A 16,532-nucleotide genomic window follows, 5' to 3' on the forward strand; every position below is an offset into this window, starting at 1 on the left:
AGCAGCACCTCCCGCATCATCTGAATCACCCGCTGTTCGAATGTATGTTCGATACAGCGAGTAAACACCCACCCACCGACGCCGTCAAGCGGGCTTAGGAGTTGAAACACGGTCCGGGCGGGGACTGATCCGCATCAAGGACGACGCGCCGAAACACATCTGTCGCTCGTTACGCGGGCACTTTCACATACGTCCCCGCGGACGGCGAGCGTGCAGTTTGGTACGCCAGCGCGGTCACTCCCACTCGATGGTGCCCGGCGGCTTGCTGGTGACGTCCAGCACGACCCGGTTCACCTCGGTGACTTCATTGGTGATGCGGGTGGAGATGCGTTCGAGCACCTCGTAGGGAATCCGCGTCCAGTCCGCGGTCATGGCGTCCTCACTGGACACCGGCCGCAGCACGATCGGATGACCGTAGGTGCGGCCGTCACCCTGCACTCCCACCGACCGGATATCGGCCAGCAGGACGACGGGGCATTGCCAGATCTGGTTGTCCAACCCCGCCGAGGTGAGCTCCTCGCGGGCGATCGCGTCGGCGTGGCGCAACGTGTCCAGCCGCTTGGCGGTGACCTCCCCGACGATCCGGATTCCGAGGCCAGGCCCCGGGAACGGTTGGCGCGCAACGATTTCCTCGGGCAGGCCGAGTTCACGGCCCACCGCGCGCACCTCGTCCTTGAACAGCAGGCGCAGCGGCTCGACGAGCTTGAACTTCAGGTCTCCGGGCAGGCCGCCGACATTGTGGTGGCTCTTGATGTTCGCGGTGCCCGTGCCGCCGCCGGACTCGACGACGTCGGGATACAGCGTGCCCTGCACCAGGAACTCGACCTCAGATCCGCTGTCCCCCACGATATCTCGTACCGCACCCTCGAACGCCCTGATGAACTCGCGCCCGATGATCTTGCGTTTGCCCTCCGGGTTGGTCACCCCGGACAGTGCCTCGAGGAATCGGTCGGCGACGTCGACGGTAACCAGGTTGGCGCCGGTGGCCGCCACGAAATCGCGCTGCACCTGGGCTCGCTCGCCGGAGCGCAATAGCCCATGGTCGACGAACACGCACGTCAACCGGTCGCCAATGGCCCGCTGCACCAGCGCGGCGGCCACCGCGGAGTCCACTCCGCCCGACAAACCGCAGATCGCCCGGCCGTCACCGATCTGGTTGCGAACCTGTTCGACCAGGGCATCAGCGATGTTCGCAGGTGTCCACGTCGAACCGATACCGGCGAACTCGTGCAGGAATCTGCTCAGCACCTGCTGACCGTGCGGGGTGTGCATCACCTCGGGGTGGTACTGCACGCCTGCCAATCGCCTGCCGCGGTCCTCGAAACCCGCCACCGGGGCGCCGGAACTGGTGGCCACCACTTCGAATCCCGCTGGGGCGGCGGTGACCGCGTCTCCGTGGCTCATCCACACCGGCTGTTTGGTGGGTAGGTCGGAATGAAGTTGTCCCCCAGTTACTTCCATCTCGGTGCGGCCGTACTCACTGGTTCCGGTGTGGGCGACGGTGCCGCCAAGCGCCTGGGCCATCGCCTGAAAGCCGTAACAGATGCCGAACACCGGCACCCCGAGGTCGAACAGTGCGGGATCCAGCTGCGGGGCACCGTCGGCGTAGACACTGGCCGGACCGCCGGACAGCACGACGGCCTGCGGATCTTTGGCCTTGATCTCCTCAACGCTGGCGGTATGAGGAATGACCTCCGAATACACCCGCGCCTCGCGGACCCGTCGAGCGATCAGCTGCGCGTACTGCGCGCCGAAGTCGACCACCAACACAGGGCGGGGAGATGCTGATTCCACCCGGTTAGTCTAATTGGCCCGCGAACGACCCCGCCGCCACAGCACCGAGACGCCCTCTTCGCTTATCCCCATCGCGCGAATAAACGCCTCGTTGTCGAAACCGGGCAATCCCTGCAGGCGGGGTAGTAGTTCGGATCCCTCACCGAGCGGAACCACGCTGTCGGGACCGTCGTCGTAACGCAGCACGAAGAACACGTCCTCCTCGAACGGCCCTCGCGACGTCGTCATCAACGCGACTTCGGCCAACCCCTCCCACCGCACTCCGGTGCCACCCTTTCCACCCGCATGCTGCTGGGCAGCCCGGTGTGCCTCCAGCAGGTCGTCCACCTCGCGGCCGAACGGTTGCAGCACTGCCGGTTCACGGTCACCGAACTCGAATCGGATTGCCCGCCAAGCACCCAACGGAATCGGGCCGGCTTTTCGCTGGTAGCTCTGATCGGTCAGCCGCACTTGCGCCAGCGGCCAAGTTCCGATGAGCGTTTTGCCCTTGTCGGGCCGCATGTGGTGTGCTTCGATGACGAACAACCGGGTCGCTCCCGCGCCGATCAGCGTCCAATCCGGTAGTCCGCCCGCCCATTCGGCGCGTCCGCGCACTCCCGGCTGCGCGCCCATGCTGTTGCCGGCCCACGTGAAGTTCGCGACCGCCACCAGTTCCTCGTCGGCGAACGGCTGGCCCCTGCGGATCAACAGCCGAGCACGGCGGCGCTGCAGGAAGTTCACGTCGTCATGCCGTCGACATACGCTGTGATCATGTCGACGAGCGCGCGCCGTTCACGACTGGTGTCCAGCGGTTCTGGAATCACCAACTGCGCCACCACAAGCCCGCGCAGCGTTGCCCAGATCATGTTGCCGATGGCGGCGGCGTGCCGGGCGTCCAATCCCTCGCCGATGTCCCTGCCCAGTTTGGCGAACGCACTTCCCAGGTCGCTGAGATGCTGGCTTGCGCCGGTATCGCGCATGGCCCTGGTCGCGATCAGGATCTCCAGCGCCGCCATCGATGTGGGGCTTGAGAACGCCTCCCACGCCGTCGTGAGGATGGCTTCCGTTCGTTCATAAGTATTTTCAGTGTTGGGAGGTAGTTCGTCCAACGCGCGGAGCAACTCGCCGAAGCCCTTGTCCACCACCGCCATCAGCAACCCGTCACGGTCCCCGAAGTGGTATTGCACCACACCCCAGGTCACGCCGGCGCGTTCGGTGATGTGCTTCGCGCTCGCCGCTGCGAACCCTTCTTCCAGGATGCAGTTGATGGTCTCGTCGATGACCAGCGCGCGGGTGCGATCGGCACGCTGCTGGCTGCCGTGTGCGGGTCGTCGTGGCGAAACTACTTGTGCCATGTCGTCCAGATCACCACATGACGCCGCGGATGTGTGCGGCTGGCAGATCCTGTGCGGCGAGGAGTCCGGTGGGAGCAAGACACACCGGCTCGATCGCGTTGACGGCCCGAGCGGCGGTGGCGATCACCCCGCCTTGGTTGTGGTCGGTTCCATCCAGGCCGACGTGCGCGTTGATCTCGACACCGGGATCGCCCGTGATCGTCACGCGGTGCACCCCGGGGCGTCCGTCCGGCGGATACGGCCATTGCGGCGCGGCGGCGACCGTCAACCGGTTGACGTGTTCCATCGTGATCAGCGGTTGGCCGTCGCGCAGACCTTCGACCGCGAACCGCACGGCGGCAACCCGACCGGGAGACACCGTCATCATCGTGCAGTCGATCCGCTCAGACGTCACCCATGTTTCATGGCGCTCGCGGACCTCGTCGAGTTCGACGCCGAGGCCGTCGGCCAGGCTGCGCACCTGCCCTCCCCACAGCGAAGCCAACACGCCTGGTGCAAACATGATCGGTGTGTGGTCGGGCGTCGCACCGAATCCCATGCTGACACCGGTGAATTCGGCGTCGTCGTAGCTGCCGTAGTCGAAAATCTCCTGCACGGTAACGGCGGTGGCGCGAGCGGCAAGGCTCAGCGCGGTGTACACCAGGGTGTCTCCGGAGAAGCCCGGGTCGATGCCGTTGATGTAGAGCGAGGTGTTGCCGGTCTTGCAGGCTCGCTCCAGCGGCGTACGCAACCACTCGTCGGCGTGCTGCGGTGCGACCAGCCAGACCAACGACGTGCCAACGACGTTGGTACCCGCCGCCAGGAACCGTGATATCTCGTCGAGCGCGGCGTCGGGGCGCATCTCGGCCTGCGACGTGTACACGACGCAATCGGCGCCAAGCGCGACCAACGCATCGATGTCGTCGGTCGCCAGCACTCCGGTGTCCTCACTGAGTCCACACAGCTCGGCGGCGTCGCGGCCTACCTTGTCCGCGCCATTGGCGTGCACACCGACCAACTCGAGGTCGGGTCGCTCGATGAGCGTCCGCAACGCGTGACGTCCCACGTTGCCGGTGGAGTACTGAATGACGCGTCGCATGCGGTGTCCTCAGAGCAGATCGGTGATGGTCTTCAAGCCGGCTTCGTACAGCACGCCGGGCAGCATGCCGCCGTCGATCTCGATGGTCGTTCCGTTGATGAAATCGGCTGTGCCACTGCACAAGAACACGCACGCCCGGCCGACCTCGGCAGGTTCACCTGCTCGCCGCAGGGGAACGTTGCGGAAGTACTGTGCGCCGTCCGGGTCGTCCTTGGGTAGCACGAAGCTGCGGAAATTCTCGGTCATGGTGGGGCCAAGCGCCAGGCAATTGACGCGCACCTGTGGTCCCCATTCCTCCGCCAGCGATCGGGTCATGTGGTTCAGGCCAGATTTGGCGGCACCGTAGGAGACCAACGTCGGGGAACCCGCGGGATGCCCGGCGCCGCTGGAGATGTTGACGATCGACCCGGTGCCGTCTTGATTGCGCATCTGCCGATACACCCGGATGGCGAACCACAGCGGGCTGATCAGATTCATCTGGACGGCGAAGGAGTGAAAAAGCGCCGTACGCTCGAAGTCGTCGTCGCTGCGCGGCGCGCCCTGGATCTGGGAGACAAGGGCGGGAACGTCTTCGACGCGCGGAGCAGGTACGGTTCCGCCGGCGTTGTTGACCAGGATGTCGATATGGCCGTAGGTCTCTGCGACCTCCGAGACCAGCGCGTCGATCGCTCGGTAATCGCCTTGGTCGCATACCAATTGGGCCGAGCGCTGCTCCCATTCCGGCTCGATGCCCGGCAACGCGTCGAGCTTCGAGCGGGAACAGCCGATGACGGTTGCGCCCGCGCGCAGTAGCTCATGTGCGATGCCGACGCCGACGCCCCGGCTGGTGCCGGTGACGATCGCAACCTTGCCGTCGAGGACGCCCATGTCAGAACGCCGGAACGCCGTCGCGATGCGGATGCAATGCGCCGACGGGTGAGGTCAGCGGCAGGTGCAGCGCGTCGACGATGCCCGGCTGCGCCGCGCACACCCACGGAATGGCGTTCACCGCACGCATTCCGGTGGCGAGGAGCCCTTGGTCGCTCGAGTCTTCGCCCGGCTGGAAGCCCACTTCGAACTCGGCGTCGAAACTGGGCTCGCCGTCGATGATGACGCGCCAGACGCCGTCGATGCCGCCGGTGCGGCCTTTCGGCCAGTCAGGTGCGAGGTCGTCGGCCATCCGGTCGACGTGTTCGATCGTGATCACATCCGTGCCGTCGACCACGCCGATGCATCGCGCGTACGTCGCGCCGACGGTCCCCGCCTCGATGATGCCGCACGCTGTCTCCAATTGCCGTGGTGTTGGCAGGAACTCACACTCCTCGCGGATCTCGTCGAGCTGCACACCCAACGCGTCGGCCACCATCGTCACCGCCGCTCCCCAGCCCCACCTCAGCACACCTGGGCTCTTCAACCCGCCCTGGTAGTCCAGCGGCTGGCCGAACCCGAACAGCTCACGCATGTCGAACTCGACGGGATACCGCGAATAATCGGTGATCTCGATGCCGCGTACGGAGTACACCTTGTGCGACATCGTCATGAGCGCGATCGGAAACAGGTCGCAGCCGAAGCCCGGTTCGATCCCCGAGGAGAATATCGACGACGAACCCGCTTGAGCTGCTTGGCGAATCGCGTCCAGGTACCGCTCAGATAGCGACCCGCGCTCATACACCAGGCCCGGCAGCGAGGTGGTGACGACGTTCTTGCCTGCGGCCAGGATGCGGCAGAGGTCGTCCAACGCTTCCTTGGGTCGCGAGCCGGCCGGAGCCGCGTACACCACGCAGTCGGCGTCGCCGCCAAGGATCTCCGACTCGAGCCGCGTCGCCCGCACGCCCACCGGCGCGATGCCGGCCAGTGTCCCGATGTCTTCGCCGTCTTTTTGCGCCGAGTGCACCCACGCGCCCACCAGTTCGAAGTTCGGCCGGTCAACGATGGTGCGGATGGCGAATCGTCCGACGCCGCCGGTGGCCCACACCGCCACCTTGTAGGTCTGCACGGCTAGACCATAAAGCACTCAATGTTTTCTCGGGGGCGGATTCTGCGACCTCTACACCAGCTGTTTGGTCACGGGTAGGCCGCCGGTGGCCTCGAACACCACCCGCCTGCCGATCTCGACGGCGTGGTCGGCGAACCGTTCGTAATACCGGCCGAGCAGAGCGACGTCGACCGCGGAGCAGACCCCGTCCTGCCACTTGCGGTCGATGAGCAACGTGAAGAGATGCCGATGCTCGGCGTCCACCGCGTCGTCTTCGTCACGCAGGCGCCCAGCCTTGTCGGGGTCACGCGACAGCAGCACTTCCTGCGCTGTTCTGGCCAACTGCACTGCCCTGGAACCCATTTCGGCGAAACTGGACCGGACCTCATCGGGCAACGCGCATTCGGGATGGCGCAGCCGGGAAATGCTGGCGACGTGCACGGCGAGCGCACCCATCCGTTCGATATCGGCGCTGATGTGAATCGATCCGACGATCGTTCGCAGGTCGCTTGCGACGGGCTGCTGCAGCGCGAGCAGTTTGAGCGCGGTTTCCTCGGAATGCCGGTTCATCGCCGCAATATGCTCGTGGTCGGCGATGACCTCTTCGGCCAAGGACAGGTCGGCTTCGAGCAATGCGCGCGTGGCTTTCTCCATCGCCGTGGCGGTCAGACCGCACATCTCACCTAACTGCGCGCACAGTCCGGATAACTGCTCGTAGTAAGCGGTTCGCATGGTCCCAGCCTCCTCGCCGGATCCGTATCAGTCCCTGAAGCTGACGTTAGGTACCCGTTTCGACGGCGCCCTAACCGGCTGAGCTGACCGGCTCGATCGGCAACCGTCGTAGTGCAGCGGGCGCGTCAGCGGGCACGACCGGCTGTTGCGGCGGGATCGGCGCAAGCCGCCGGTAAGCCTCGCCCTGCGGTGGCCGCTGGTCTACCTCCCCCTTGTTCGGCCACAGCGACGCGGCGCGTTCGGCCTGAGCGGTGATCGAAAGCGACGGATTGACACCGAGATTCGCCGAGATGGAAGCTCCGTCCATAACCGACAGCGTCGGGTAGCCGTATACCCGCTGATACGGGTCGATCACACCGGTCTCGGGACGGTCCCCGATCGCCGCGCCGCCGAGGAAGTGCGCGGTCAGCGGAATGTTGAACAGCTCACCCCAGGTGCCACCGGCGACGCCGTCGATCTTCTTCGCGATGCGGCGGGTGACCTCGTTGCCCGCCGGGATCCACGTCGGGTTCGGCTGGCCATGACCTTGCTTGCTGGAGTAACGCCTGAAGCCGAGCTTGCTCCGCTCGGTGAAGGTCGTGATCGAGTTGTCCAGATGCTGCATCACCAACGCGATCATCGTGCGCTCGCTCCACTGCCTGACGTTGAGCATGCGCAGGGTGGCGCGCGGATCCTCACCGGCGTTGCGGAAGAACTGCCGCCACCTGGGAACGTCGGTGCCCTGTGGACCGGAGCCATCGGTCATCAGTGTCTGCAACAGCCCCATGGCATTTGAGCCCTTGCCGTATCGCACCGGCTCGATGTGGGTGTCGGACGTGGGATGGATCGACGACGTGATCGCCACCCCGTGCGTGAGGTCGAGGTCGGGCGAGACTTCGAAACGTCCTGCGCCGACGATCGACTCCGAGTTGGTGCGAGTCAGCACGCCAAGCCGCTGCGACAGCTTCGGCAGCTTGCCCTTGTCACGCATCTTGAACAGCAGCTTCTGTGTGTTGAACGTGCCCGCGGCCAACACAACGTGTTGCGCGGTGAATGTCCGCTTCTTCCTGCGCACCCAGCTGCCGGTGCGCACGGTGTGCACCTCCCACAGCCCGTCGGCCCGCTGCTCGAAGCCGGTGACGGTGGTCATCGGATGTACTTCGGCGCCAGCCTTTTCCGCCAGGTACAGGTAGTTCTTGACCAACGTGTTCTTGGCGTTGTGACGGCAGCCGGTCATGCACTCCCCGACCTCCACGCAGCCGGTCCGCGCTGGGCCGACACCGCCGAAGTATGGATCGGGCACCGTCTTACCCGGCGCCTTGGTGCCGTCGGGCCCGAAGAACACGCCGACCGGGGTTGGCACCCACGTGTCGCCGACGCCCATCTCGTCCGCAACCTCCTTGACGATGCGGTCGGCGTCGGTGAACGTCGGGTTCTTGACCACGCCGAGCATCCGCTGCGCCTGGTCGTAGTGGGGCATCAGCTCGGAGCGCCAGTCGGTGATGTCGGACCACTGCTTGTCGGCGAAGAACGGCTCCGGCGGCACGTACAGGGTGTTGGCATAGTTCAGCGACCCACCGCCGACGCCGGCACCGGCCAGGATCATCACGTTGTTGAGCAAGTGGATCCGCTGGATGCCGTACATGCCGAGTTTCGGCGCCCACAGGAACTTCCGCAGATTCCACGAAGTCTTCGCGAAATCCTCGTCGGCGAACCGCCGGCCGGCTTCGAGGACCCCGACGCGATAGCCCTTCTCGGTCAATCGCAGCGCCGTGACGCTCCCCCCGAAACCAGAACCGATGATCAAGACGTCATAGTCAGGCTTCATCGACCCAGTATGACCTCATCACGAGGCAAGTTCTAGACAGGGGGGCCTAATTTGTAAAGCAGATCTGGGGCTCAGCCGCCTACCGTCAGACCCACCTTCTGGAACTCCTTCAGATCGCAATAGCCGGCCTTGGCCATCGACCGGCGCAGGCCGCCGACCAGGTTCAACGAGCCGAACGGGTCGTCTGACGGCCCGGTGAGCACCTGCTTGAGCGACGGCCGCTCACCGAGCGCGACCTGCAGCAATGCACCACGCGGCAGCGACGGGTGGGCCGCTGCGGCAGGCCAGAACCAGCCGTCGCCCAACGCTTCGGCGGCCGTCGCCAGCGGCGTGCCCAGCACCACCGCGTCGGCACCGCAGGCGATCGCCTTGGCCAAGTCGCCGGACGTATGGATATCGCCGTCTGCCAACACGTGCACGTAGCGGCCACCGGTCTCGTCGAGGTATTCGCGGCGCGCGGCGGCGGCGTCGGCGATCGCGGTGGCCATCGGCACGCTGATGCCGAGCACCTCGTCGCTGGTGGTCACGCCAGTGGTGGAGCCGTAACCGACGATGACACCTGCCGCGCCGGTCCGCATCAGGTGCAGCGCGGTCCGGTGATCGAGCACGCCGCCTGCGACCACAGGGACATCCAGCTCTGAGATGAAGGTCTTGAGGTTCAGCGGCTCGCCGTCCTGCGCGACCCGCTCCGCGGAAATGATGGTGCCCTGGATGACCAGCAGATCGATACCCGCGGCGACCAGCGCCGGCGTCAGCGACTGCGCGTTCTGCGGGCTGACCCGCACCGCCGTCGTCACCCCGGCATCACGAATCCGCGCCACCGCGGCACCCAACAGGTCGGGATCAAGCGGTGCAGAATGCAGCTGCTGAAGCAGACGGATCGCCGCCGACGGTTCTGGTTCCTTCTCGGCGGCCTCGACCACCTGGGCGATCTTGGCCTCGACGTCGGCGTGCCTGCCGATCAGACCTTCGCCGTTGAGCACGCCAAGACCGCCGACGCGGCCCAGTTCGATGGCGAACTCCGGGGACACCAGCGCATCGGTGGGATGCGCCACCACCGGGATCTCGAACCGGTATGCGTCCATCTGCCAGGCCGTCGACACGTCTTGGGACGACCGGGTGCGACGCGACGGCACAATAGTTATGTCGTCGAGTTCAAAGGTGCGGCGGGCGGTGCGGCCCATGCCGATTTCGACCATGTCACGCATGACTACCCCCGACTTCCGCGAGATCGACGTTTTGCAGAGAAAGTACGAGAAGCCGCCTGCAAACGTCGATCTCGGCGCGCGGGGGCGACTCGTGAATGTGGCTCATCGATCAGAACCCTCTAACGGGCGTAGTAGTTCGGCGCTTCGACAGTCATCGCGATGTCGTGCGGATGGCTCTCCTTCAGGCCAGCCGCGGTGATCTGCACGAACTGCGCCTGCTGCAACTGCTCGATTGTGGCCGAGCCCGTGTAGCCCATGGCCGCACGCAGCCCGCCGGTGAGTTGATGGATCACGGTCGACAGCGGACCCCGGAACGGCACCCGGCCCTCGATGCCCTCTGGCACCAGCTTGTCCTCGGAGAGCGCATCGTCTTGGAAGTAGCGGTCCTTGGAGTAGCTCCGGCCCGTCGACGCGGCGCCGGCGCGGCCCTGCATCGCGCCGAGTGAACCCATGCCGCGATAGCTCTTGAACTGCTTGCCGTTGACGAAGATCAGCTCACCCGGCGACTCCGCGGTGCCGGCCAGTAGCGAGCCCAGCATGGTGGTCGACGCGCCTGCGGCCAGCGCCTTTGCGATGTCACCGGAGTACTGCAGCCCGCCGTCGGCGATCACCGGCACACCCGAAGGTGCGCACGCCGCGACGGCCTCGAGAATCGCGGTGATCTGCGGCGCACCGACCCCGGCAACGACCCGGGTGGTGCAGATGGATCCTGGGCCGACCCCGACCTTGACGGCGTCCGCGCCGGCCTCCACCAGAGCCGCGGCCGCCGCCCGGGTGGCGACGTTTCCGCCGACCACCTCGACGCGGTCACCGACCACGGTCTTGAGGCGGTGAACCATGTCGAGGACCAGCCGGTTGTGCGCGTGCGCGGTGTCCACGATCAGCACGTCGACGCCCGCCTCGACCAGAGTGATCGCGCGGGTCCACGCGTCGTCGCCGACACCGACCGCGGCTCCGACAAGCAGCCGACCATCGCTGTCCTTGGTGGCGAAGGGAAATTGTTCGGTCTTGACGAAGTCTTTGACGGTGATCAGCCCGGTCAGCTTGCCGTGGCCGTCGACGATCGGCAGCTTCTCAATCTTGTGGCGGCGCAACAGACCTAGCGCCGCTTCAGCGGACACGCCTTCCTGCGCGGTGATCAACGGCGCCTTGGTCATCACCTCGGAGACCGGCTTGGACTGGTCGACCTCGAAACGCATGTCGCGGTTGGTGATGATGCCGACCAGCGAGCCGGTGTCGTCGACGACGGGAAGCCCGGAGATGCGGAACCGCGCGCACATCGCGTCGACCTCGGCCAGCGTGTTGTCCGGCGAGCAGGTGACGGGGTCGGTGACCATCCCGGCCTCGGACCGCTTGACCGTCTCGACCTGACCGGCCTGCTCGGCCACCGGAAGATTGCGGTGCAGCACGCCCATGCCGCCTGCGCGCGCCATCGCGATCGCCATCCGCGACTCGGTCACGGTATCCATCGCCGAGCTGACCAACGGCACCTTCAGCCGGACCTTGCGGGTGAGCTGGCTGGAGGTATCGGCTGTGGCGGGCACCACATCGGATGCGGCGGGCAACAACAACACGTCGTCGAAGGTGAGCCCGAGCATCGCGACCTTGGTCGGATCATCGCCCCCGGTCGGCACCGGAACGGCGATGGGAATGCTGCTTTCAGCAATCGACATGAGCGGGGCCTCCAGTTACGAAACGCAGCCGAGCACAGGCGCAGGCCTGAAACCTCATCTTATCGGCATTGACGTCGCCACTTCGGCTCCACACCGTGCTGCCGATACCCGCGCGGCGTACCGGTGAACGGCTGGCGCGATACCTGTGCCGCTGCGTAATGTGGAGTCGTGCGTGATCACCTGCCACCGGGTTTGCCGCCCGATCCGTTCGCCGACGACCCGTGCGACCCGTCCGCGGCACTTGACGCCCTCGAACCGGGACAGCCGCTGGATCCGCAGGAGCGGACGGCGGTCGAGGCCGATCTCGCCGACCTTGCGGTGTATGAGGCGTTGTTGGCGCACAAGGGAATTCGCGGCCTGGTGGTGTGCTGCGACGAATGCCAGCAGGACCACTACCACGACTGGGACATGCTGCGCGCCAACCTGTTGCAGTTGCTGGTCGACGGCACCGTGCGTCCGCACGAGCCGGCCTATGACCCGGAACCCGACGCCTACGTGACCTGGGATTACTGCCGGGGCTACGCCGACGCGTCACTGAATGAGGCGACGTCGTCGGACTCCGACGGATATCGCTGAGGGCGCAAACCCGCAGCTGCCTGCCTAGCGCGGCTCTTTCGGCCCGCCCGGAACCACAACCGTTGTCGTGACCTCCGTCTGGGGCGCAGGCGCCTCCAGAATCGGCGGCTCCGTCGTCGCGGGTTCCTCTTCCTCCTCCGCCGCCGGCGGCGCAGGCACCGGAGTCGGCAGCGGGATCGGAGTCGGTATCGGCGTGTAGGCCGTCGGCGTCGGCAGCGGGGTTGACGGTGCCGGCGTCGGCAGCGGGCTGTACGTCGACGCAGGCGGCGTCGGCAACGGGCTGTACGTCGACGGTGTCGGGCTCGGCAGCGGGGTCGACGGCGTCGGCGTTGGCAGCGGAGTCGACGGTGTCGGCGTCGGCAGCGGAGTCGACGGCGTCGGGCTAGGCAGCGGAGTCGACGGCGTCGGGCTCGGCAGCGGAGTCGACGGCGTGGTCGTCTCGGACGGCGAAGTGGTCTCCGACGGGGAGGTGGTCTCCGAGGACGTCGTGGTGGACGTGGTCGTGTCGAGCACTACCGCAGGCACGTCGGGGAACGGGAATATCGGAGGCGGCGCATTCGGCGGCACCGTCGCGTTGACGTCCTTGGTCTCGACCTTCACCGTGAGGTCTTGCCACTGTTCGACCAATTCCTGTTGCTGCTCAACGTCATTCACAGTCGCCACTGTCGTGGTGAGCGTCTCCAGCTTGTCCTGGGCGGCATCCCACTGGCCCTGGTCGATCAGCTGCTGCACTTCGGCGAGCTGCTGCGAGGCGAGCGTGACTGCGTCAGTGCGCGGCGCCTGCGTCTGGTCACCGAACAGCATGGTGCGCAATCCGTAAAGCGGGTCGCCGGGTCCGGCGCCGGCGATGACCGCGCCGAAACCGCCGAGGCACAGCACGGCGGCCGCAAGTGATCCGACCACGGCCATCGACGTGCGCCTGCGCTTGCGGGTGGTCGTCGCACGGTGCAGCGCGACGACCGCGTCGCGCGGCGTGACGACAGCGCGCAGCGGCGGGTCGCGCACCTCGTCGCGCCATCCGGCGAGCAGGTGGGCGAGTTCGGCCTCGCCCGGGTCGGTCGAGTACACGGCCTGTTGCGAGGCAAGGGCATCGAGGAACCGGTCGGTGCGGTTGATCTCGTTGAGCGACGGGTCCCCGCCATTGGAAGTCCAGCGTCCGAAGTCAGGCATGGTCACGCCCCGTCGCCATGATTTCGGACTTCAGCCGTGCCAACGCGCGATGCTGCGCAACCCGGACCGCACCGGCCGTGCTGCCTACCGCCTCGGCGGTCTCTTCGGCGCTCATGCCGACGACCACACGCAGGATCAGGATCTCGCGCTGCTTGTCGGGCAGCACTGACAGCAGCTTGTTCATCTGAGCCGACGATTCGGAGTCGAGTGCCATTTGCTCGGGGCCCGCATCCAGCGAGAACCGCTCCGGAACGACGTCTGTCGGTTCGGCCTTGTTCCTGGCGGCTGCGCGGTGAGCGTCAGCAACCTTGTGCGCAGCGATGCCGTACACGAAGGCCAGGAACGGTCGTCCCTGATCCTTGTAGCGCGGCAGCGCCGTGATGGCGGCCAAGCACACCTCCTGTGCAACATCGTCTGCTGAAAGACCACTTCGCTCGGTCGTCCCAACCCGTGCCCGGCAATACCGAACAACGATCGGACGGATGGTCTCCAGTACCTCCCGGAGCGCGTCCCTGTTGCCCGCTACGGCCTCAGCAACGACAGCATCGAGACGTTCTCCCGAAATTGTCATCGTGGGCAATCTCTCCAGCGTTACGGACGGGACACATCCCGATTGGGTGGCTCAGCTAAACAATAACTTTCAAGATGGTGTGAACCCGGTTAGCGAGCCGACCACACGCCGCCCAGGCGACGCACTGTATCGGCGGCGTCGTCACGGATTGCGACCACCTGTGCAGTCGGCCACGCCGCGCTGCCGATGTCGGCCAGCAGGCAGGCCAACGCCCAGCGCAGCGGGACCATTCCCAAATGCCCCGCGGTTTCCAGCGCCGGATCGGCAATCTGGCGCGCCGAATCGAGCTTCCCGGCGCTGCACCACGCCGCGGCGAGGACGACGTCCGATTTGAGGGCGTGGCGAGTCGAGCCGGACTCGGCGGCCAGGTCGACAGCGCGTTGCGCGTGGCCGACGGCATCAGGACCGTCGCCACGTGCCATCGCCAATTCCGCGGACACCCACGCGAGCCGGACCGGCAGCCGCGGCGGCGCGAATTCGTTCAGAAGACCCGCGGCACGGTCAAGCGCAGCCGCCGACGCCGCGAAGCGGCCCACCCCGAGCGCGTCTGCCGCCAGCCCGATCAAGGCGTCGGCACCCGCCTGCAGGTCACCACCGGCCAGCGCCGACGCCCGGCCATCCCAGCGGCGGGCAAGAACGTGCCAGCCGAGCTGACGCAGGAACGACGCGCGGCTGCTGTGGGCCAGCGAGACCAGCGGACCACCGCGATGTCGGCGGCACACGGCGGCCAGGTCGGCCAGCGCACTGGCGTAGCGGCCCTGGCCGCCTGCGACGACCGCGCGCAGCCACAACTGGTGCGGCGTTGTCGCCGGCGGCAGTGGCCAGCATCCCGGGTCATCGCCGAATGCGGCGTTGGCCAATATTCTTTCGGTGGTCATCGAGTCGCGAGGCTATCAATCGCTGACAATGCGGTGCGCAAAAACCCGGTACCGCTGGGCACGTATTAGCCACGCCGCCAAATCAACATTGGTTAACAGTTCGTGGTTGGCATGTTAATTCGATGTCAACCGCCTACTGAGCGCCAGGAAAAGCCGCCGCGACACAGCTTTGCGCGATCAGGACAAACACGAGTCGTTATCGGTCAGAGGGGGTTTCGTTACCACCGATCTCGTTGCCCGCGCGTCGCATCGATGAACGTGATGTAAATTCTCGGCCTGCTGTTATGTCCTTGAGCACATGATCGGGCTATTGACGGAATTTCGTGAGCACCCCTACTTTGTGTGCACGAGTAGTCATCGGCGACTTGTGCTCGGATCGGTTCCACGACTCACGCACTCACACGTTCGTGAAAAGGGTGTGTAGAGAGGGGTTTTCCAATGCCACAGCCGCAACAGCTACCAGGACCCAATGCTGACATCTGGGATTGGCAGATGGCCGGGCTTTGCCGAGGCGTCGATTCCGCTATGTTCTTTCATCCCGACGGCGAGCGCGGACGGGCTCGTGCGCAACGCGAAATGCGCGCCAAGGAGATGTGCCGCCGTTGCCCCGTGATCACGCAATGTCGCGCCCATGCGCTGGGAGTCGGTGAGCCCTACGGCATCTGGGGCGGTCTGTCTGAGGCAGAACGTGAGCTGTTGCTCAAGCGAGGCATCCGCCGCGCTTCTTAGATCATTCAACCGATTCGTCCGACGATCCCCGGTCCTGGCCGGGGATTGTCGCCGTTGCGGGCACCTCTTGCGATGCACTCCGAGCCCGCGCCAACCGAATCACTCCGTACAAGATTGCGGCTGCAACGGCTAGTGCGCCCAGCCATGGCAACAGCAGGCCGAAGAGCAGAATCCCGTTGTTCAGAACCCACACCAAGCCATCCCAACCGCGTTCGATCTGGCCGGTGAACCCGTCGTACTGTTGCGGAGCCGGTCCACCAATTCGCTCGGCGATGAAGGTGACGTCGACGGTGCGGTAGTCGATTCGCTCGCCGAGCTGATCGCGCTGTGCACGCAAGCTGTCCAGATCGGCCTGGCGCTGCGAGAGCGCGCTCTCGGCCTTGATGAGGGCGTCCGGGTCCTCGGCGTCGCGCATGATCGCCAGGAGTCGATCCACGGAGGTCTGCAGGGCCTTGATCCTGGCGTCGAGATCGACGCGTTGCGCCGTTACGTCCTCGGACCTGGTCTCGGCCGTCTGCACGGTTCCCAGGCCCTTCAGTTCGCGCACGACGCCGTCGAGCTTGGCCACCGGAACTCGCAGCACGACCGAGGTGCGGGCCAATCCCCGTTCGGATCCCGCATCCTCGGTCCGGCTGTCGACCCGGCCGTCGGCGTTTTCCACCACGACGGCGGCTTCGTCCGCGGCCTCGGAGGTATTGGCCACCGTGATGGTCATCGACGCCGTCTTGACGACGTCGCGCTGTGGTTCCAGCGGTGGCGCGGGCCCGAACTCCGGTGCCGGCGAGCCGACAGCGTCCTTCATCCCGGTTGCAGGCGCGGTCGCAACATCGCCGCCCTGCGGCGCCGCGTCCTCGCGCGACGCCGAGCAAGCCGTCAGCACGCCCAACACGGCGATCCCCGCCATCGCCAGCGTCAACCACCTGCGACCCCACCTGCACAAAACCCGGTTCATGATCATCAACCTTGCCATCGGCTGTGATTTACGACAACGAGCCAGCAAAACGCCCCCACGTCGCGGGCACGTGGGG

Annotated in this window: 16 protein-coding genes; 2 read left to right on the top strand and 14 right to left on the bottom strand. The window is 66.1% G+C overall.

Annotated features, from left to right (window positions below):
• Positions 1–234 precede the first annotated feature (234 nt).
• From guaA to guaB, 10 genes are all read right to left on the bottom strand, one after another.
• Entirely contained in the window at positions 235–1,794 is a 1,560-nt protein-coding gene (gene guaA / locus VFH65_RS12540) for a glutamine-hydrolyzing GMP synthase (protein WP_353321889.1), read from the bottom strand.
• A gap of 9 nt (positions 1,795–1,803) precedes the next feature.
• The gene (locus VFH65_RS12545; protein ID WP_353321891.1) at positions 1,804–2,514 is read right to left on the bottom strand and encodes a hypothetical protein; all 711 of its coding nucleotides are present in this window, start codon (positions 2,512–2,514) and stop codon (positions 1,804–1,806) included.
• Positions 2,511–3,128: a TetR/AcrR family transcriptional regulator gene (locus VFH65_RS12550; protein WP_353321893.1), complete on the bottom strand. Its 618-nt coding sequence runs from the start codon at positions 3,126–3,128 to the stop codon at positions 2,511–2,513. Before VFH65_RS12550 ends, VFH65_RS12545 begins: the two co-directional genes overlap by 4 nt.
• 10 nt (positions 3,129–3,138) lie before the next feature.
• A complete protein-coding gene (locus VFH65_RS12555) occupies positions 3,139–4,206 on the bottom strand; it encodes a dihydrodipicolinate reductase (protein WP_353321894.1) in 1,068 nt (355 codons plus the stop codon).
• 9 nt (positions 4,207–4,215) lie between these two features.
• A complete protein-coding gene (locus VFH65_RS12560) occupies positions 4,216–5,073 on the bottom strand; it encodes an SDR family NAD(P)-dependent oxidoreductase (protein WP_353321896.1) in 858 nt (285 codons plus the stop codon).
• A gap of 1 nt (position 5,074) precedes the next feature.
• Positions 5,075–6,181 carry a dihydrodipicolinate reductase gene (locus VFH65_RS12565; protein ID WP_353321898.1) on the bottom strand — a complete coding sequence of 369 codons (1,107 nt, stop codon included), beginning with the start codon at positions 6,179–6,181 and terminating at the stop codon, positions 5,075–5,077.
• A 51-nt stretch (positions 6,182–6,232) separates the two neighbouring features.
• Positions 6,233–6,892, bottom strand: a complete 660-nt coding sequence (gene phoU, locus VFH65_RS12570; RefSeq protein WP_353321899.1) for a phosphate signaling complex protein PhoU — start codon at positions 6,890–6,892, stop codon at positions 6,233–6,235.
• Between the two features lie 70 nt (positions 6,893–6,962).
• Entirely contained in the window at positions 6,963–8,699 is a 1,737-nt protein-coding gene (locus VFH65_RS12575; RefSeq protein ID WP_353321901.1) for a GMC family oxidoreductase, read from the bottom strand.
• Between the two features lie 71 nt (positions 8,700–8,770).
• Positions 8,771–9,898 carry a GuaB3 family IMP dehydrogenase-related protein gene (locus tag VFH65_RS12580; RefSeq protein ID WP_353321989.1) on the bottom strand — a complete coding sequence of 376 codons (1,128 nt, stop codon included), beginning with the start codon at positions 9,896–9,898 and terminating at the stop codon, positions 8,771–8,773.
• A gap of 128 nt (positions 9,899–10,026) precedes the next feature.
• Complete coding sequence (gene guaB / locus VFH65_RS12585) at positions 10,027–11,580, bottom strand: IMP dehydrogenase (RefSeq protein ID WP_353321903.1); 1,554 nt, start codon at positions 11,578–11,580, stop codon at positions 10,027–10,029.
• A 168-nt stretch (positions 11,581–11,748) separates the two neighbouring features.
• Between guaB and VFH65_RS12590 the strand changes: the two genes are divergently transcribed.
• Positions 11,749–12,156, top strand: coding sequence for a DUF5319 domain-containing protein (locus VFH65_RS12590; protein ID WP_353321905.1), 408 nt, complete (start codon positions 11,749–11,751; stop codon positions 12,154–12,156).
• A 24-nt stretch (positions 12,157–12,180) separates the two neighbouring features.
• On the opposite strand, the gene VFH65_RS12595 is transcribed toward VFH65_RS12590, so the two are convergent.
• The 3 genes from VFH65_RS12595 to VFH65_RS12605 all read right to left on the bottom strand — a co-directional run bounded on the left by VFH65_RS12595 (position 12,181) and on the right by VFH65_RS12605 (position 14,775).
• Positions 12,181–13,326 carry an anti-sigma-D factor RsdA gene (locus VFH65_RS12595; RefSeq protein WP_353321907.1) on the bottom strand — a complete coding sequence of 382 codons (1,146 nt, stop codon included), beginning with the start codon at positions 13,324–13,326 and terminating at the stop codon, positions 12,181–12,183.
• Entirely contained in the window at positions 13,319–13,897 is a 579-nt protein-coding gene (locus tag VFH65_RS12600; RefSeq protein WP_353321909.1) for a sigma-70 family RNA polymerase sigma factor, read from the bottom strand. The genes VFH65_RS12595 and VFH65_RS12600 overlap by 8 nt, the downstream gene beginning before the upstream one ends.
• Before the next feature lie 89 nt (positions 13,898–13,986).
• The gene (locus VFH65_RS12605) at positions 13,987–14,775 is read right to left on the bottom strand and encodes a hypothetical protein (protein ID WP_353321910.1); all 789 of its coding nucleotides are present in this window, start codon (positions 14,773–14,775) and stop codon (positions 13,987–13,989) included.
• 438 nt (positions 14,776–15,213) lie between these two features.
• Here VFH65_RS12605 and VFH65_RS12610 point away from each other — a divergent pair, with 438 nt between their 5' ends.
• On the top strand, positions 15,214–15,504 hold the full coding sequence (locus VFH65_RS12610; protein WP_353321912.1) for a WhiB family transcriptional regulator: 291 nt from the start codon (positions 15,214–15,216) through the stop codon (positions 15,502–15,504).
• Between the two features lies 1 nt (position 15,505).
• Here VFH65_RS12610 and VFH65_RS12615 read toward each other — a convergent pair whose 3' ends face one another.
• Positions 15,506–16,408, bottom strand: a complete 903-nt coding sequence (locus VFH65_RS12615; RefSeq protein WP_414688405.1) for a DUF4349 domain-containing protein — start codon at positions 16,406–16,408, stop codon at positions 15,506–15,508.
• Between the last annotated feature and the right edge of the window lie 124 nt (positions 16,409–16,532).

This window comes from Mycobacterium sp., from assembly GCF_035697385.1.
Lineage (GTDB): Bacteria > Actinomycetota > Actinomycetes > Mycobacteriales > Mycobacteriaceae > Mycobacterium.